Genomic DNA, 17,340 nt, shown 5'->3' on the forward strand with positions numbered 1-17,340 from the left:
AACACCCGCGTCCCCACGGATGTTCCCGGCCCTGCTGCCTGTCCCAGGGTACGTCCGATGCCCGCCAGCGACGCATGACGTGGACCACACGGCGCGCCCGCGCGTCGACGGTGGTCGACCCCGCTCAGCGCGACCAGGTCCGGGCGACGCGCTCTGTCCTGCGGCGCAACGACCCGGCCGCGTCGGCGAGCGCGGCCGCGACCTCGTCGGGCGCCTCGGCGACGGCGTACGACGCCGTGATGCCCGCGGCGGCGAGCTCGCGCCGTCCGACGAGCACCTGCCCGGCCACCACGACGACCGGGACACCGTGCCGCAGAGCACGCGTCGCGACCTCGTTCGTCGCCTTCCCGTGCAAGGACTGCCAGTCGAAGCGCCCCTCCCCCGTGACGACCACGTCGCTGGACCGGACCAGGTCGTCGAGCCCGACGGCGTCGGCGACGAACGCGGCGCCTGGCACGAGGCGGGCGCCGACGAGCTGGAGCCCGAACCCCAGCCCCCCGGCGGCGCCGGCCCCCGGGGCCGTCGTGAGGCGCCGCACCGGCTGCGTGCCGTCGATCAGGTCGGGCCGCAGAGCGTCGCCCAGCGCGTCGACGGCGGCCCGCGCGAAGGATGCGAGCGAGCGCTCGAGCTCCTGCGCCTGCTCGGGCGTGGCGCCCTTCTGCGGTGCGAAGCCAGCGCTCGCACCCTGCAGGCCCAGCAGCGGGACGTCGACGTCGGCGGCCACGACGAGCTCGACACCGCCCAGCCGCTCCCGCAGCGCACGCAGCCCGCGCAGCTCGGCGGCCCGGACCTCCCCGAGGCCGGCGCCGCCGAGCGCGAGCGCGGGGACGTCCAGCCCGAGCCCGACGAGCGCGCCCGCGCCCGCGTCGTTGGTCGACGAGCCGCCGAGACCGACGACCACGCGCCGCGCACCCCCGCGCACCGCCAGGTCGACGAGCTCACCGACGCCTCGGCTCGTCGTGCGGCCCGGGTCGCGGCGGTCCGCGGGCACCAGGCCCAGGCCCACGGCGTGCGCCGACTCGACGTACGCGGTGCTGCCGACGCGCAGCACCGCAGCGGGCACGGGTGCGTGCAGCGGACCCGTGACGGTCGCCGCCTCGAGCGTGCCCCCGAGCGCCGCGTGCACCACCTCGACGAAGCCGGGTCCGCCGTCGGACAGCGGGCGGACCGTGATCTCGTCGCCGGGTGCGCCTGCGGACCACCCGGCGGCCAGCTCGGCGGCGGCCTCCCGTGCGGTCAGGGACGTGCCGAACGAGTCCGGGGCCAGGAGGACGTGCACGCCTGCATCGTGGCACGGGTCAGGTCGCGTCCCGGGCGCCGACCGTGCGCGGCAGGCTGTGTGGGAAGATCGGCGCGTGAGCGTTGCGACCCCCTCCACCACGGGTTTCGTCGAGCCGGCCCCCTCCGCGCTGCTGCTGCTCGGGCGCGGCGTCGACCTCGCCTCGGAGCGCGGCGTCGAGTGCGTGGGCGACCTGCCTGCGCCGAGCGACCCGGACCTCGTGGCCCGCGCCCGCGCCGCGCGCGCCGCGCTCGGTGACCGAGCGTTCGTCCTCGGGCACCACTACCAGCGCGACGAGGTCATCGAGTTCGCGGACGTCACGGGCGACTCGTTCAAGCTCGCACGCGAGGCCGCCGCCCGCCCGGAGGCCGAGTTCGTCATCTTCTGCGGCGTGCACTTCATGGCCGAGTCGGCGGACATCCTGACGTCCGACGACCAGCAGGTGGTGCTGCCGGACCTCGCCGCGGGCTGCTCGATGGCGGACATGGCGGCGATCGACCAGGTCGAGGACGCGTGGGACGTGCTGGTCGAGGCCGGCGTCGCCGATGACACGGTCCCGGTCACGTACATGAACTCGTCGGCCGCGATCAAGGCGTTCACGGGGCGGCACGGCGGGACGATCTGCACGTCGTCGAACGCCCACGTGGCGCTGCGCTGGGCGTTCGACCAGGTGGGTGGTCCCGACGGTCGCGGCAAGGTCCTGTTCATGCCGGACCAGCACCTGGGCCGCAACACCGCGGTGCAGCACCTGGGCATGTCGCTCGACGACTGCGTGGTGTTCGACCCGCGCAAGCCCCGCGGCGGCCTCACCGCTCAGCAGCTGCGCGACGCCCGCATGATCCTGTGGCGCGGGCACTGCTCGGTGCACGGCCGGTTCTCCGAGCGGAACGTGCTCGACATCCGTGCGGCCGTCCCGGACGTGACGGTGCTGGTGCACCCCGAGTGCAAGCACGAGGTCGTGACCGCGGCGGACATGGTGGGCTCGACGGAGTACATCATCAAGGCGCTGGACGCGGCCCCCGCGGGCTCGAGCTGGGCGATCGGCACCGAGCTCAACCTGGTGCGTCGTCTTGCGAACGCGCACCCTGACAAGAACATCCACTACCTCGACTCGACCGTGTGCTTCTGCTCGACCATGAACCGCATCGACCTGCCGCACCTCGTCTGGGCGATGGAGCAGCTGGTCGCGGGCCGACCGGTCAACAGGATCGTCGTCGACGCGGACGACGCGCACTGGGCACGCGTCGCGCTCGACCAGATGCTCGCGCTCCCGGGGTACTGAGCGGCGTTCGCGATGTCCACGGGCAGCCCGCTGCGGATCGGCGTCTTCGTGTTCGACGGCGCCGAGGAGCTCGACGTGGTCGGGCCCTACGACGTGCTGTCGTCGTGGGCGCTGCACTCGCCGCTGCGACCCGAGGTGCTGACCTTCTCCTCGGACGGCCAGGGCGTGCGGTGCGCCAAGGGGCTCTGCCTCGTCCCGGACACGTCGGCGCACGAGGTCGGGCCGCTGCACGTGCTCGTGTACCCGGGCGGCCAGGGCACGCGCGCGCTGGCGGCCGACACCCATCACCTCGCGTGGGTGCGCGAGGTACGGGCGGCGACCCCGCTCGTCGCGAGCGTGTGCACGGGTGCGCTCGTGCTCGCCGCGGCCGGGCTGCTGGCCGGCAGGCCCGCGACCACGCACTGGGCGGCGTTCGACGAGCTCGTCGCGCTCGACCCCAGCGTCCTGCCCGACGACGAGGCGCGCTTCGTCGACGACGGGGACGTCGTGACGTCGGCGGGGGTCTCCGCCGGCATCGACATGGCGCTGCACCTGGTGGCCCGGCTGGAGGGCGTCGAGGCTGCCCGTGCCGTGCGCCGCGGCATCCAGTACGACCCGGAACCGCCCGTGTGACGACGTCCCGTCGGGTACCGGGAAGACGCGGTCTACCGCTGGGTAACATCGGCCCGTGACCCGCACGCTCCAGCTCGCGCTCGCGACCTTCCGACCGCGCCGCGCCGTCCCCGGCCAGGGCCTGTTCGACCCCTCGGTGACGCGCATGCGCGTCTGGCCGACCGACCTCGACCTGTACCGCCACGTCAACAACGGCGTGTACCTGCAGTGCATGGACGTCGCGCGCAGCAACTTCCTCGCCGACCTGGGCTCGTTCGGTGCGCTGAACGAGCGCGGCTGGTACCCGGTCGTCGCTGCGCAGACGATCAAGTACCGCCGATCGCTGACGCTGGGGCAGCGCTTCGACATCACGACGACCGTCCTCGGCTGGGACGCCCGCGTGGTCTACCTCGACCAGTCGTTCTCACGCGGGGGCGAGCACGTCGCCCGCGGCGTCGTGGCCGGACGGTTCCTCGCGCGCGACGGCGTGCGGGTACCCGCACCGGACGTCGTCGCGCTGCTCGAGGGACCCGTCGCGTCCCCGGCGCTCCCCGAGGACGTCGCGACGTGGGCGCGGGCCGTGGACGTCGCCGCGCGCTGACGGCACGGCGACGCCCGCGGCCGCGGACGGCTCAGTCCGCGAGCCTCGCGAGCAGCAGCGCCTCTGCCAGCACGACCTTCTCGAGCTCGGAGAGGTGCACCGACTCGTTCGCACCGTGCGCGCGCGAGTCGGGGTCCTCGACGCCCGTCACGAGGATGGCCGCCGAGGGGAACACGTCCAGCAGGTCCGCGATGAACGGGATCGAGCCACCGATGCCGATGTCGACGGGTTCGGTCCCCCACGCCGCCTCGAAGGCCCACCGCGCGGCCTGCATCGCGGGCGAGTCCTGGGGCGCCTGGAAGGGCTTGCCCTTCTCGCCGTCACGCACCGTGACCTGGGCACCGAAGGGCGCGTTGCCCTCGAGGTGCGCGCGCAGCGCGGCCATCGCCGCGACAGGGTCCTGCCCCGGGGCGATGCGCATCGAGAGCTTCGCCGTCGCACGCGGGGTGATCGTGTTCGACGCGCTCGCGACGCGCGGTGCGTCGAAGCCGATCACGCCGATGGCAGGGCGCGTCCACATCCGGGCCGTGAGCGGTCCGGTGCCGGCGAGCCGTACGCCGTCGAGCACCCCGGCATCCGCGCGGAACGCTGCCTCGTCGTAGTCGACCACCGGGTCCGGCGCGTGCACGAGGCCCGCGACCGCGACGTCGCCGTGCTCGTCGTGCAGCGTCGCGACCAGCCGCGCGAGCAGCGTGGGCGCGTCGAGCACCGGCCCCCCGAACATGCCCGAGTGGATCGCGTGGCTCGTCACTGCGACCTCGACCTCGCAGTCGACCAGCCCTCGCAGCGACGTGGTCAGGCCCGGCGTGCCGACGGCCCAGTTCGACGAGTCGGCGACCACGATGACGTCCGCGGCCAGCTCGTCGCGGTGCGCCTGCAGGAAGTCGAGGAACGTCGGCGACCCGATCTCCTCCTCGCCCTCGACGAAGACGGTGACGCCCACGCCGAGGTCCTCGCCGAGCACGCGCAGCGCTCCGACGTGGGCGATCACGCCCGCCTTGTCGTCGGCCGCGCCACGTCCGTACAGACGTCCGTCGCGCTCGGTGGGTACGAATGGCGGGGTGTCCCAGTCGGCGTCGTCGCCGGGCGGCTGCACGTCGTGGTGCGCGTACAGCAGGACCGTCGGCGCACCCTGCGGAGCGGGCCGGCGTGCGACGACCGCCGGGCGCCCGCCGGGGACGCGGAGCACGCGGACGTCGTCGATGCCGGTGCCGCGAAGCAGGTCGGCCACGGCCGTCGCGCTCGCGTCGACGTGCGTCTGGTCGAACTCGGGGTTGGAGACGCTCGGGATGCGCACGAGCGCCTCGAGGTCGGATCTCAGCGTGGGGAAGGCCTCGCTCGTACGGGCCCGCAGGTCGTCGGTGGTCACGGCTCAGCACGCTACTCGACTACCCTGGAGGGGTGCCCGGACGTGAGAAGACCCCTGCCGACGCTGCCGACGTGACCGCCGCGGCTACCTCCGACGAGCAGCCGCAGGCCGGCGGCAAGGGCCGTCCGACACCGAAGCGCAAGGACGCCGAGGCCGCGAACAAGCGCCCGCTGGTCCCCGCGGACCGCAAGCAGGCGGGCAAGGCGTCGAAGTCGGCGGCACGCGAGGCGCGCAACTCCGAGTACCGCGCGATGCAGACCGGCGACATCAACAACATGCCGCCCGCGCACCGCGGACCCGTGCGCACGTTCGTCCGCGACTGGGTCGACGGCCGCTTCAACCTCGGCGAGTTCTTCCTGCCGGTGGCCGCGGTGTTCCTCGTCCTGCAGATCACGCTGGCGAGCGCGAGCCCGAACCTCGCCGCTCTCGCGATGCTGGTGCTGTACGTGTACGTCATCGCCGCGCTCGTCGACGCCTACATCCTGTGGCGCGGCCTGCGCAAGGCGCTGCGCGCCAAGTTCGGCGAGAACCAGCCGCTGAAGGGTCTGGCGCTCTACGCGATCATGCGCGCCTTCCAGCTGCGCCCCACGCGCCTGCCGAAGGCGCGCAACAAGCGAGGCGTCAAGCCGGTCTGAGGCACCCTGCCGACCGACGTAGGGTCGGGTCATGGTTGCCTACAGAAACCTCGGCCGTTCCGGCCTCAAGATCACCGAGATCACCTACGGGAACTGGCTCACGCACGGTTCGCAGGTGGAGAACGACACCGCCACCGCGTGCGTGCGGGCCGCGCTCGACGCGGGCATCACGAGCTTCGACACGGCCGACGTGTACGCCAACACGGTCGCCGAGTCGGTGCTCGGCGAGGCACTGAAGGGCGAGCGCCGCCAGAGCCTCGAGATCTTCACGAAGGTCTTCTGGCCGACAGGCCCCAATGGCGCGAACGACTCGGGCCTCTCGCGCAAGCACATCATGGAGTCGATCGACGGCTCGCTGCAGCGGCTGCAGACGGACTACGTCGACCTGTACCAGGCCCACCGCTACGACCACGCCACGCCGCTCGAGGAGACGATCCAGGCGTTCGCGGACGTCGTCCGGCAGGGCAAGGCCCTGTACGTGGGCGTCTCCGAGTGGACCGCCGACCAGATCCGCGCCGGCCAGGAGCTCGCGACGCAGCTCGGGTTCCGCCTCGTCTCGAGCCAGCCGCAGTACTCGATGCTGTGGCGCGTCATCGAGGAGGAGGTCGTGCCGACCTCCGCCGAGCTGGGCCTGTCGCAGATCGTCTGGTCCCCCGTCGCCCAGGGCGTCCTGACGGGCAAGTACAAGCCCGGGCAGCCGGCCCCCGAGGGCTCGCGCGGCACCGACGAGAAGGGCGGCGCGCAGATGATCGGGCGCTTCCTCGAGCAGGAGGAGACGCTGCGCCGCGTGCAGGACCTGCGTCCCGTCGCCGACGAGCTCGGCCTGTCGATGGCACAGCTCGCGGTCGCCTGGGTGCTGCAGAACGAGAACGTCGCGGCGGCGATCATCGGCGCCTCGCGTCCCGAGCAGGTCGCCGAGAACGTCAAGGCCTCGGGCGTCACCATCCCGGTCGAGCTCATGACGCGGATCGACGAGGTGCTGGGCGACTCGGTCGTCACGGACCCGCGGGAGACCGAGAAGAACTCTCCGCGGCGCTGACGAGCCGCTACTCCGGGTCGGCGGGCGCGCGCTCCACGAGGAACGCGCGCCCGTCGGGCCCGACGACGCGCTCGAAGCCGTCGACGAGGGCCGCGTCCCGGTCGCGCTCGGCCTGCGTCACGGGGCGGCCGACGCCGCGGATGTTCCCGACCTGCGCGGGACCGAGGTACGTGAGCAGCCACTCGGTCATGTCACGACGCGGCTTGCGAGGCATCGTCCACCCCATTCGTTAGTGCACTCATGATCAGTGGGCTCACTATACGGCTACGATGGCGCGATGGACGACGTCACCGATCCCCTCGCGGTGGAGGCGCAGGTCTGCCTCACGGTCTCCGCTGCGGCGCGCGGCCTCGTCGGCCTCTACCGCGACCTGCTCGAGCCGCTCGGCCTGACACACCCCCAGTACCTCGCGATGCTGGCGCTGTGGCAGCACGGCCCCCTGCCCCTCAAGGACCTCGCCGGCATCCTGCACCTCGAGCCCGCGACGACCTCACCGCTCGTACGGCGGCTCGAGGCCATGGGCCTGGTCACGCGGGACAGGGGCACCCAGGACGAGCGTGTGCTCCTGGTCGCACCGACCGAGGCCGGCCGGGCGATGCGCGCGCAGGCCGTGCCCATCCCGGGTGCGATGGTCGCCGGGCTCGGGCTCACGCCCGAGCAGATCGAGCAGATCCGTACGGCGGCTCAGCTGCTCGTCGACGCGACGTCCGGCGCGAGGTCCGGCGCGAGCTCCGGCACGTCCGGTCCCGCACCCGACCTCGGGTCCTGAGCGACGTCGCGCACGACCGGCGTCACCCGCTCGTCGAGCATCAACCGCGGCAGCAGGACGTGCACGAGCGGCCCGACGAGCAACGCGTAAGCGAGCGTCGCGAGACCCACCGTGCCGCCGAGCAGCCACCCGGCCGAGACGACCGCGACCTCGATCGAGGTGCGCACCGCGGCGACGGGCCAGCCGGTGCGAGCGACGATGCCCGTCATCAACCCGTCACGAGGGCCCGGTCCGAGCCGCGCACCGACGTACAGGCCGGTCGCGAGCGCGTTGAGCCCGATTCCCCCGACCGCCATGGCCGCCCGCGCACCGAGCGGCAGCGCGTCGGGGAGCCGGTCGAGCAGCGCCAGGAACGGGTCGACGAGCACGGCGATGACCACCACGTTGGCCACCGTCCCGAGTCCCGGGCGCTGCCGCAGCGGCACCCAGCACAGCAGCACCAACAGGCTGATCGCCGCCGTCACCTCGCCGAACGACGCGCCGGTCGAGCGCGCGACGCCCTGCGTGAGGACGTCCCAGGGCATGTTGCCGAGGCCGGCGTGCACGAGCAGCGCCATGGACACGGCGTACAGCACGAGACCGACGAGGAGCTGTGCGCCGCGACGGCCCACGGGCGGTGCGAGGCGCCAGGCGGATCCGGTGGTCATGGCGTCATCCTCACGCCCGATTGGCCTGCAGTTCCATAGCCATTCATGACACAGTGGCCTCATGACGGATCTGACGTCCGACCGCCGCGTCTCGGGCCGCAGGCTCGCCCAGCTGCTCGGGGCATGGCGTCGGCCCGGACCCGCGTACACGGCCCTCGCCGACGCGCTGCGCGCCGCGGTGCTGTCCGGCTCCGTCCCCATCGGGACGCGCCTGCCCAGCGAGCGTGAGCTCGCCACCGCGGTCGACGTCTCCCGCACCACGACGACGGCCTGCTACGACGTGCTGCGCGTCGAGGGCTACCTCACGAGCCGGCGCGGCTCCGGCACGGTCACCACGCTGCCGGGCGCCGAGGCCGTCCCGTTCCCCCGCGTGACGGCCACCGACGACGAGGTCGTCGACCTGACGATCGCCGCACCGTCCGCACCTTCCGCGCTGCACCCCGCGTACCTCGCGGCGCTCGACGAGCTCCCCCGGCACCTCGCCGGCACCGGCTACCACCCGCTCGGCCTGCCCGTGCTGCGGCAGGCCGTCGCGGACATGCACACCGCGCGCGGCGCGCCCACGTCGCCCGAGCAGGTCCTCGTCACGACCGGCGCGCAGCAGGCCATCTCGCTGCTCGTCAGCACGTTGTCGGGACCGGGCGAGCGCGTGGTCGTGGAGCAGCCCACCTATCCGCACGCGATCGAGTCGGTCCGCGCAGCGGGTGCCAGGCCGGTCGCCGTGCCGTCGGGCGACGACGGGCTCGACGTCGAGCTGCTCGAGTCCACGATCCGGCAGAGCGCACCACGCCTCGTCTACCTGATCCCCGACCACCGCAACCCCACGGGCACCAGCCTGTCGTCCGACGACCGCTCCCGCGTGCGGGCGATCGCGCGCCGGCACCGCACGACCGTGGTGGCCGACGAGGCGCTCACGGAGCTCACGCTCGACGGCGCGGCGCCCGAGCCGTTCTCCGGGGACGGGACGGCGAGCGGGCACGTCGTGGCCATCGGGTCGATGTCGAAGTCGTACTGGGGCGGTTTGCGCGTCGGCTGGGTGCGCGCGCACCCCGACCTCGTGGCACGGCTCGCGACGACGCGCGCGCGCATCGACATCGCCACGCCCGTCCTCGAGCAGCTCGTCGCGGCGCACCTGCTCAAGCACGACGACGGCACCCTCGATCGCCGGCGCGCCGAGCTGCGCGCACGCCGCGACGCGCTCGTCGGGCTCCTGCGCACGTCTCTGCCCGAGTGGCGCGTGCCCGTGCCGGCCGGCGGGCTGTGCGTGTGGGCAGACCTCGGCGCACCCGTGTCGTCAGCGCTCGCCGCGCTCGGCGTCCGGCACGGCGTGCGCGTCGCGCCCGGACCGTCGTTCGGCGTCGGTGGCAGCCTCGAGGACAGGCTGAGGCTGCCGTTCTCACGCCCGGTGGACGAGCTGCGACGAGCGGTCGACGCGCTCGCGTCGGCCTGGGCGGTGCTGGACCCGACCGACACCGCCCCGGCAGCCGCCCGGATGGTGGTCTGACGGGTCAGACGGCTGGGATCGGCAGCGGAGGTGCCGCCGGCTCGCCTTCGTGCAGAAGCGTCGCGCTCGCCACCCCCGCGGCGGCGAGCGAGCGCCAGTGCTCGCCGATCCACTGCTCGGCGTCGTACTGCGACGTGAACACCGGGCTCCCGGGGCGCTCGACGTCCGTGCCGTCCGCCGCGTCCAGCCGCCACTCCCACTGCGGCCGCAGCGCCATCACGACCGGCCCCCGAGGTCGCGCGCGAGCGACCGCCCGATGCGCGACGCCCAGAACGGCCCGCGGTAGATGAACCCGGTGTAGCCCTGCACGAGCGTCGCCCCCACCGCGAGGTACTCGAGCGCGTCGGCCGCGGTGCTGATGCCACCGACCCCGATGACGACCGCGTCCGGGCCGAGCGCCCGGCGCAGGCGTGCGACGACGTCGAGGCCGCGGTCGAGCACCGGCGGGCCCGACAGGCCACCGGGGCCCAGGTCGTGCGCGATCGTCGTGTTGACCGCGACCACGCCGTCGAGTCCCAGCTCGGCTGCGAGCAGCGCAACCGCGTCGACGTCGTCGTCGGACAGGTCCGGCGCGATCTTGACGAGCAGCGGGACGGTGGGGCGGCCGACCCGCGCGGTGGCCTCGTCGGCCGCGACACGTGTCGCCTCGAGGATCGGTCGCAGCTGCTCGACCGCCTGCAGGTCGCGCAGGCCCGGCGTGTTGGGCGACGACACGTTGACGACGAGGTAGTCCGCGAGCGGGGCGAGGCGTGCCGCCGAGATCGCGTAGTCGGCGGGCGCCTCGTCGGCCGGCGTGACCTTCGTCTTGCCGATGTTCACCCCGACGACCAGGCCACGGCCGCGCCGGGTGGCACGCAGCGCGGCGAGCCGCTCCGCGACCTCCTGCGAACCCCCGTTGTTGAAGCCCATGCGGTTGCGCAGCGCCCGCTGGTCCAGCACGCGCCACAGCCGCGGCTTCTCGTTGCCCGGCTGCGGGTGCGCGGTGACGGTCCCCACCTCGACGAAGCCGAAACCGAGCATCGTGAGGCCTTCGACGCCCCGCGCGTCCTTGTCGAAGCCGGCGGCGAGGCCGAAGCGTGACGGGAACGTGCGGCCGAAGACCTGGACCGCCCCGGACCGCGGTGGCGTGAGCACGCCCGCGACGACGTCGCGCAGGACGGGTGTGCGACCGACCCCGCGGATCAGGCGGAACGCGACCTCGTGGGCGCGCTCGGGGTCCATGCGGCGGAAGACGAGGTCGAACAGCAGGCGGTACACGCGATCACCCTAGGGTCGACGGCGGCTCGTGCGCCTCGTCGTCCGCGCCACCATCCGTCGGGACCGCGGGCTCTGCGGATGGTCGGCCGGTCCGCCACAGCCACCACACGCCGAGGAACGGCAGCACGAGCGGGACGTAGCCGTAGCCCGCACCGAAGCCGGACCACACCGTCTCGTCGGGGAACTCCCCCAGGTCGACGACCGAGAGCGTGCCGACGGTCAGGACGCCAACCATCTCGACGAGCACCGCGGGCCAGGCGACGCGGCGCCGGTCGGTCGCGAGCGCGAACGTCGCGACGACGTAGACGATCCCGGCGAACAAGGACAGCAGGTAGGCCACGGGGGCGTCCGACAGCTTCGTCGCGACCTGGTAGATGCCGCGGGCCGTCGCGGCGAGCGCGAGCACGCCGTAGACGGCGACCAGGAGCCGCCCGGGACCGGACCCCGTGGGGCGCGTTCCCTGCTCGACGTGCGTGACGCTCACACCACTCCCCAGATCTGCAGCAGCCTGTACTCGAGGAACCCGACCGTCAGGGCCGCGACGAGCAGCACCACCGAGCTCCACCGCGTCCGCTCGGCGAACGCCCACGCGGCGGCGATCGGCAGCACCACGAGCTGCGTCACGACGTAACCCCAGAACAGGGCCGGGTCGACGTCGTGGTCCCCTGTCAGGGCGACGACGCCCGCGACGAACGCCTGCACGACGAGCACCGCCTCGACGACGGCCCCGCCCCACAGCTGGCGCAGCACCACGGCACGGTCGCGTGCCACGAACCAGCCCGCCCAGCCGGCCAGGACGACGCACAGCGCGACGACCAGCAGCGCGAGGGGCAGGACCACGAGGCCCCACCGTACCGGCACGACGGCACCGGCCGGCCGGAGGTCCGTGTGCCGTCCCACACCCCGCGCCGTCCGCACCTGGCGCCGTCCACACCACGAGCCGGGGCGTCGGTGACGCGGACTACGATCGGCCCGTGATCTCCCTGACGTCGAAGAACCCCGCCCAGCTCTCCGTCGACGCGGTCGTGGTGGCCGTGCGCCCGCGCGGCACGTCCGTCGCGGTCGTCGACGCCCCCTGGCTGCCGAAGGAGCTCGACCAGCTCCTCACGCGCGACGCGGCGCGGCTCGGCATCACGGGTGGGGTCGACGAGGTGCGCCGGCTCCCCGGTCTCGGGATCAAGGCCGCGACCCTCGTCGTGACGGGTGTCGGCGAGCGCAGCACCGACGCGGCGACGCCCGCCGGTGCGGAGACCCTGCGCCGGGCCGCCGGCGCGGCGACGCGCGAGCTGTCCGGCGTCGAGTCGGTCGCCATCGCGCTGCCCGCGCCGGACGCCGCCGCCGTCGGTGCCGTCGCGGAGGGCGCGCTGCTCGGTGCGTACGCGTTCAGCCGGTACCACGAGCTGCACCACGCACCCGTCGAGCGCATCGAGGTCGTGACCGACGCGACACGCAGCAAGGCCGCCCAGCAGGCGCTGGCCCGCGCCCAGGTGGTCGCCGCGGCCGTCCACGGGACGCGCGACCTCGTCAACACCGCCCCGAACGACCTGTACCCGGCGGCGTTCGCGGACGAGGCGAAGGCCGCCGTGAAGCAGTCGGGCGCCAAGGGCCTCAAGGTCACGGTGCTCGACGAGAAGGCGCTCGCCTCGGGCGGCTACGGCGGACTCGTCGGCGTCGGCCAGGGCTCGGCGCGCCCGCCCCGGCTCGTCAAGGTCGCCTACTCCCCCTCGCGGGCACGCGGCCACGTCGCACTCGTCGGCAAGGGCATCACGTTCGACTCGGGCGGCATCTCGATCAAGCCCGCCGCCGGAATGGAGGCGATGAAGTCCGACATGGCGGGTGCCGCCGCGGTGCTGCACACCGTCGTCGCGGCGGCCCGCCTCGAGCTGCCGGTCGCCGTCACGGGATGGCTGTGCCTCGCCGAGAACATGCCGTCGGGCACCGCCCAGCGGCCCTCCGACGTCATCACGATCCGCGGCGGAAAGACCGTCGAGGTCCTCAACACCGACGCCGAGGGCCGCCTCGTCATGGCGGACGGGCTCGTCGCGGCGGTCGAGGAGGGCCCCGACCTCGTCGTCGACATCGCGACGCTCACCGGCGCGCAGGTCGTCGCGCTCGGCCACCGCGTGTCCGCGGTCATGGGCACCGACGACGCTCGGTCCGAGCTCGTCGGTGCCGCCGACGCGAGCGGCGAGCTGTTCTGGCCCATGCCGCTCCCGGAGGAGCTGCGCGCCGGCCTGCGCTCGAAGGTCGCGGACCTCGCCAACATCGGCGACCGCTGGGGCGGCATGCTCACCGCGGGCGTGTTCCTGCGCGAGTTCGTGGGCGACACCCCGTGGGGTCACCTCGACGTCGCCGGGCCGGCGTTCAACGAGAAGTCGGCCCACGGGTACACGCCGGTCGGCGGCACGGGCGTCGGGGTCCGCACGCTCCTGCAGCTCGTCGAGGGTCGCGCGGCGCACTGACCTGGCCGACCGGACCCGCCGACCGGATCCGCCGGTCAAGCACGCCTCAGACGATGGTGCGCTTGCGCTCGATGCGCTGCCGCTCGTTGTAGTCGCGCCAACGCTGCGGGTACCCGGTGCGCTGGACGTCGTACACAGGGATCTCCAGCGCCCGCGCGAGCTTCACGGCCGTCGGCGCGTCCGGGACGCGACGGCGGGTCCACTCGCCGTCGGTCGCGACGAGGAGCACGGTCGTCTGGGTGACGTTCGTGGCGGGCTCGACGTACGCCTCGACGCCGACGCGCGTGCGCACGAAGTCGGTCAGGTGCGCGACCGTCGCCTCCCGCGCGGCGCGGTCGCTCGTCGGCACGTCCGACGCGTCGGAGGTCGAGGAGCGGCGGCGCGAGAACAGACCCATGGGCCGAGAGTAGCCGGGCGGGTGCGGCGGGGTGCGCCGCACCGGTGCCCACGGTTGTTCCGAGAGTCACACGGCCGGCGCGGCGTCCTGGTTCGTGAGCGGCCAGGCGGGATGACAAGATGGACGCCGGGATCGACAAGATCGGTCTCTCCATGCCTGCGTAGAGGAGTCTGCACGTGGCCGACACGAACGGCACCGCTTTCGACATCGTCGTCCTGGGAGCGGGGAGCGGCGGCTACGCCACGGCTCTGCGCGCGGCCCAGCTGGGCAAGAGCGTCGCGCTCGTCGAGGCGGACAAGGTGGGTGGCACGTGCCTCCACAACGGCTGCATCCCGACGAAGGCGCTGCTGCACGCGGCGGAGCTCGCGGACAACGCTCGCGAGGGCGCGCACTTCGGCGTGCACTCCTCGCTCGAGCGCATCGACATGGCCGGCGTGAACCAGTACAAGGACACCGTCATCGGCGGCCTGTACAAGGGTCTGCAGGGCCTCATCAAGTCGCGCGCGATCACGGTCATCGAGGGCTACGGCAAGCTGACCGGCCCGAACACGGTCGAGGTCGACGGCACCACCTACACCGGTGAGCACGTCGTGCTGGCGACCGGCTCGTACGCGCGCTCGCTGCCCGGCCTCGACATCGGCGGTCGCGTCATCACCTCGGACCAGGCGCTCGCTCTCGACTGGGTCCCCCAGTCGGCGATCATCCTCGGCGGCGGCGTCATCGGCTCGGAGTTCGCGAGCGTGTGGAAGTCGTTCGGCGCGGACGTCACGATCATCGAGGCCCTCCCCCACCTGGTCCCGAACGAGGACGAGGCGCTGTCGAAGGCCTTCGAGCGCGCGTTCCGCAAGCGCGGCATCAAGTTCAACCTCGGCGTCCGGTTCCAGGGCGTCACGCAGGACGACAACGGCGTGCACGTCACGCTCGAGGACGGCAAGACGTTCGACGCCGACGTGCTGCTCGTCGCGGTCGGCCGCGGTCCTCGCACGTCCGACGTCGGGTACGAGGCACAGGGCATCACGCTCGACCGCGGCTTCGTCATCACCGACGAGAAGCTGCACACGGGCGTCGCGAACATCTGGGCCGTCGGCGACATCGTCCCCGGCCTCCAGCTCGCGCACCGCGGCTTCGCCCAGGGCATCTACGTCGCCGAGCAGATCGCGGGCCTGAACCCGCAGCCGATCGTCGAGTCCGGCATCCCCCGCGTGACGTACTCGCAGCCCGAGGTCGCCTCGGTCGGCCTCACCGAGGCGCGCGCCAAGGAGGTCCACGGCGAGGACGCGGTCGAGACGCTCGAGTACAACCTGGCCGGCAACGGCAAGAGCAAGATCCTCGGCACGCAGGGCTTCATCAAGCTGGTGCGCCAGAAGGACGGCCCCGTCGTCGGCGTCCACATGATCGGCGACCGCGTGGGCGAGCTCATCGGCGAGGGCCAGCTCATCGTCAACTGGGAGGCCTACCCCGAGGACGTCGCCTCCCTCATCCACGCGCACCCGACGCAGAACGAGGCCCTCGGAGAGGCCCACCTCGCGCTCGCCGGCAAGCCGCTGCACGCCCACAACTGACCCCGGTTCGAAGGAGACTCAAAGGTCATGTCCGAGAACGTCACGCTCCCGGCGCTCGGTGAGTCCGTCACCGAGGGCACCGTCACGCGCTGGCTCAAGTCCGTGGGCGACACCGTCGAGGTCGACGAGCCCCTGCTCGAGATCTCGACCGACAAGGTCGACACCGAGATCCCCTCGCCCTTCGCCGGCGTGATCGAGCAGATCCTGGTCCAGGAGGACGACACGGTCGAGGTCGGTGCCGTGCTCGCGGTGATCGGCTCGGGCGACGGCGCCACGGCTGCCGACGAGCAGCCGCAGGCCGAGGCCCCCGCGCAGGAGGCGGCGGCTGAGCAGGCGCCCGCCGAGGAGCCGGCCGCCGAGGCGACTCCCGCACAGCAGGCGCCCGAGCAGCACGAGGAGGCCTCGGCACCCTCGGAGCAGTCGTCCGCGGCGCCCGCCGCCCCGCAGGGCGACGCCGGCACCGGCGAGAACGTCACGCTCCCGGCGCTCGGCGAGTCCGTCACCGAGGGCACCGTGACGCGCTGGCTCAAGTCCGTGGGCGACACCGTCGAGGTCGACGAGCCGCTGCTCGAGATCTCGACCGACAAGGTCGACACCGAGATCCCGTCGCCGCTGGCCGGCACGCTCCAGCAGATCCTGGTCCAGGAGGACGAGACGGTCGAGGTCGGTGCCGTGCTCGCCGTGATCGGCACGGGCGCAGCGCCGTCGGCGCAGGCCGCGCCGGCCGAGGCCCCCGCCGAGCAGTCGGCACCCGAGCAGCCCGCGCAGGAGCCGGCCGCGGCGCAGCCCGCGCCTGAGCCGCAGTCCGCACCCGAGCCGGCAGCCGAGCAGGAGTCCGCCGCGGCGGCCCCCGCCCCGGTGCCGGCTCCGGTCCCGGCGACCCCCGCCGCTGCACCGGCCCCCGCCGCTGCACCGTCGGCTGCCGGCAGCTACCTGACGCCGCTCGTGCGCAAGCTCGCCGCGGACAAGGGTGTCGACGTCTCGACCCTCACGGGCACCGGCGTCGGCGGTCGGATCCGCAAGGAGGACGTCCTCGACGCCGCCGCGAAGGCGGAGGCAGCGAAGGCCGAGGCCGAGAAGGCTGCTGCCGCGCCCGCTGCTGCCGCGACGACGCCGGCTCCCGCTGCCGCCGCCCCCAAGGTGCCCGCCGTCTCGCCGCTGCGCGGCACCACGGAGAAGGCCTCGCGCCTGCGCCAGATCATCGCCGAGCGCATGGTCGACGCGCTGCACACGCAGGCGCAGCTCACGACGGTCGTCGAGGTCGACGTGACGAAGGTCGCCCGGCTGCGCGCCCGCGCGAAGAACGACTTCAAGGCGCGCGAGGGCGTCAACCTCACGTTCCTGCCGTTCTTCGTGCTCGCCGCGATCGAGGGCCTCAAGGCCTACCCGAAGATCAACGGCGTGCTCGAGGGCAACCAGATCACGTACCACGGCCAGGAGAACGTCGGCATCGCGGTCGACACCGAGCGCGGCCTTCTCGTGCCGGTGATCCGCGACGCGGGCGACCTGAACCTCGCCGGGCTCTCGCGCAAGATCGTCGACCTCGCCGGCCGCACGCGCGACAACAAGGTCACGCCCGACGAGCTCAGCGGCGCGACGTTCACCGTGACCAACACCGGTTCGGGCGGCGCGCTCATCGACACCCCGATCGTCCCCGGCGGTACGTCGGCGATCCTCGGCACGGGCGCGATCGTCAAGCGCCCCGTCGTGATCACGGACGCCGACGGCGCCGAGGTCATCGCGATCCGCTCGATGTGCTACCTCTCGCTGTCCTACGACCACCGCCTGGTGGACGGCGCCGACGCGTCGCGCTACCTCTCGGCGGTCAAGGCTCGCATCGAGGAGGGTGCGTTCGAGGCCGAGCTCGGCCTCTGACGTCCGCTCGACCGACGCCCCCGCTCCCTGTCGAGGGAGCGGGGGCGTCGTCGTCGATCCATACGTAGGGT

Annotated in this window: 19 protein-coding genes; 10 read left to right on the forward strand and 9 right to left on the reverse strand. The window is 73.4% G+C overall.

Going from position 1 to position 17,340, the window contains the following annotated elements; all coding sequences use genetic code 11:
* Positions 1 to 124: 124 nt before the first annotated feature.
* The gene (locus AW16_RS0102270) at positions 125 to 1,279 is read right to left on the reverse strand and encodes a glycerate kinase (protein WP_029287834.1); all 1,155 of its coding nucleotides are present in this window, start codon (positions 1,277 to 1,279) and stop codon (positions 125 to 127) included.
* A gap of 76 nt (positions 1,280 to 1,355) precedes the next feature.
* Here AW16_RS0102270 and nadA point away from each other — a divergent pair, with 76 nt between their 5' ends.
* Genes nadA through AW16_RS0102285 form a run of 3 tightly spaced genes read left to right on the forward strand, consistent with a single transcriptional unit; the run spans position 1,356 to position 3,753 of the window.
* Positions 1,356 to 2,561 carry a quinolinate synthase NadA gene (gene nadA / locus AW16_RS0102275; protein WP_029287835.1) on the forward strand — a complete coding sequence of 402 codons (1,206 nt, stop codon included), beginning with the start codon at positions 1,356 to 1,358 and terminating at the stop codon, positions 2,559 to 2,561.
* A gap of 12 nt (positions 2,562 to 2,573) precedes the next feature.
* Positions 2,574 to 3,173, forward strand: coding sequence for a DJ-1/PfpI family protein (locus AW16_RS0102280; protein WP_029287837.1), 600 nt, complete (start codon positions 2,574 to 2,576; stop codon positions 3,171 to 3,173).
* Between the two features lie 55 nt (positions 3,174 to 3,228).
* Entirely contained in the window at positions 3,229 to 3,753 is a 525-nt protein-coding gene (locus tag AW16_RS0102285) for a thioesterase family protein (RefSeq protein WP_029287839.1), read from the forward strand.
* 31 nt (positions 3,754 to 3,784) lie between these two features.
* Here AW16_RS0102285 and AW16_RS0102290 read toward each other — a convergent pair whose 3' ends face one another.
* Positions 3,785 to 5,122: a dipeptidase gene (locus AW16_RS0102290; RefSeq protein ID WP_029287840.1), complete on the reverse strand. Its 1,338-nt coding sequence runs from the start codon at positions 5,120 to 5,122 to the stop codon at positions 3,785 to 3,787.
* A gap of 32 nt (positions 5,123 to 5,154) precedes the next feature.
* On the opposite strand from AW16_RS0102290, the gene AW16_RS0102295 reads away from it, so the two are divergent.
* Positions 5,155 to 5,757, forward strand: a complete 603-nt coding sequence (locus AW16_RS0102295; protein ID WP_029287842.1) for a DUF3043 domain-containing protein — start codon at positions 5,155 to 5,157, stop codon at positions 5,755 to 5,757.
* Positions 5,758 to 5,788: 31 nt separating this feature from the next.
* Complete coding sequence (locus tag AW16_RS0102300) at positions 5,789 to 6,796, forward strand: aldo/keto reductase family protein (protein ID WP_029287844.1); 1,008 nt, start codon at positions 5,789 to 5,791, stop codon at positions 6,794 to 6,796.
* 7 nt (positions 6,797 to 6,803) lie between these two features.
* Here the strand turns inward: AW16_RS0102300 and AW16_RS0102305 are convergent, their stop codons facing one another.
* Entirely contained in the window at positions 6,804 to 6,986 is a 183-nt protein-coding gene (locus AW16_RS0102305; protein WP_231495924.1) for a hypothetical protein, read from the reverse strand.
* A gap of 87 nt (positions 6,987 to 7,073) precedes the next feature.
* Between AW16_RS0102305 and AW16_RS0102310 the strand changes: the two genes are divergently transcribed.
* Entirely contained in the window at positions 7,074 to 7,565 is a 492-nt protein-coding gene (locus AW16_RS0102310) for a MarR family winged helix-turn-helix transcriptional regulator (protein WP_051681590.1), read from the forward strand.
* On the opposite strand, the gene AW16_RS0102315 is transcribed toward AW16_RS0102310, so the two are convergent.
* Positions 7,481 to 8,212: a YitT family protein gene (locus AW16_RS0102315; protein WP_081861414.1), complete on the reverse strand. Its 732-nt coding sequence runs from the start codon at positions 8,210 to 8,212 to the stop codon at positions 7,481 to 7,483. The two genes, AW16_RS0102310 and AW16_RS0102315, sit on opposite strands and share 85 nt — an antisense overlap.
* 61 nt (positions 8,213 to 8,273) lie before the next feature.
* Between AW16_RS0102315 and AW16_RS0102320 the strand changes: the two genes are divergently transcribed.
* Positions 8,274 to 9,716, forward strand: coding sequence for a PLP-dependent aminotransferase family protein (locus AW16_RS0102320; protein WP_034647997.1), 1,443 nt, complete (start codon positions 8,274 to 8,276; stop codon positions 9,714 to 9,716).
* A 4-nt stretch (positions 9,717 to 9,720) separates the two neighbouring features.
* Here the strand turns inward: AW16_RS0102320 and AW16_RS0102325 are convergent, their stop codons facing one another.
* The 4 genes from AW16_RS0102325 to AW16_RS0102340 are packed head-to-tail and all read right to left on the reverse strand — an operon-like array spanning position 9,721 to position 11,813.
* Positions 9,721 to 9,933 (reverse strand): hypothetical protein, encoded by a 213-nt coding sequence (locus AW16_RS0102325; RefSeq protein ID WP_029287854.1) that lies wholly within the window; start codon positions 9,931 to 9,933, stop codon positions 9,721 to 9,723.
* Entirely contained in the window at positions 9,933 to 10,973 is a 1,041-nt protein-coding gene (locus AW16_RS0102330; RefSeq protein WP_029287856.1) for a quinone-dependent dihydroorotate dehydrogenase, read from the reverse strand. Before AW16_RS0102330 ends, AW16_RS0102325 begins: the two co-directional genes overlap by 1 nt.
* Positions 10,974 to 10,977: 4 nt before the next feature.
* A complete protein-coding gene (locus tag AW16_RS0102335) occupies positions 10,978 to 11,457 on the reverse strand; it encodes a hypothetical protein (protein ID WP_051681591.1) in 480 nt (159 codons plus the stop codon).
* Positions 11,454 to 11,813, reverse strand: a complete 360-nt coding sequence (locus tag AW16_RS0102340; RefSeq protein ID WP_029287860.1) for a hypothetical protein — start codon at positions 11,811 to 11,813, stop codon at positions 11,454 to 11,456. Before AW16_RS0102340 ends, AW16_RS0102335 begins: the two co-directional genes overlap by 4 nt.
* A 134-nt stretch (positions 11,814 to 11,947) precedes the next feature.
* Here AW16_RS0102340 and AW16_RS0102345 point away from each other — a divergent pair, with 134 nt between their 5' ends.
* The gene (locus tag AW16_RS0102345) at positions 11,948 to 13,435 is read left to right on the forward strand and encodes a leucyl aminopeptidase (protein ID WP_029287861.1); all 1,488 of its coding nucleotides are present in this window, start codon (positions 11,948 to 11,950) and stop codon (positions 13,433 to 13,435) included.
* Between the two features lie 46 nt (positions 13,436 to 13,481).
* Here the strand turns inward: AW16_RS0102345 and AW16_RS0102350 are convergent, their stop codons facing one another.
* A complete protein-coding gene (locus AW16_RS0102350) occupies positions 13,482 to 13,832 on the reverse strand; it encodes a hypothetical protein (RefSeq protein ID WP_029287863.1) in 351 nt (116 codons plus the stop codon).
* A 176-nt stretch (positions 13,833 to 14,008) separates the two neighbouring features.
* Here AW16_RS0102350 and lpdA point away from each other — a divergent pair, with 176 nt between their 5' ends.
* Positions 14,009 to 15,394, forward strand: coding sequence for a dihydrolipoyl dehydrogenase (gene lpdA, locus AW16_RS0102355; RefSeq protein WP_029287865.1), 1,386 nt, complete (start codon positions 14,009 to 14,011; stop codon positions 15,392 to 15,394).
* Positions 15,395 to 15,421: 27 nt separating this feature from the next.
* Positions 15,422 to 17,269 carry a 2-oxoglutarate dehydrogenase, E2 component, dihydrolipoamide succinyltransferase gene (gene sucB / locus AW16_RS0102360; RefSeq protein ID WP_029287867.1) on the forward strand — a complete coding sequence of 616 codons (1,848 nt, stop codon included), beginning with the start codon at positions 15,422 to 15,424 and terminating at the stop codon, positions 17,267 to 17,269.
* Positions 17,270 to 17,340: the final 71 nt, after the last annotated feature.

The sequence above is a fragment of the Cellulomonas sp. HZM genome (assembly GCF_000708885.1).
In the GTDB taxonomy this organism is placed as follows: Bacteria; Actinomycetota; Actinomycetes; order Actinomycetales; family Cellulomonadaceae; genus Cellulomonas.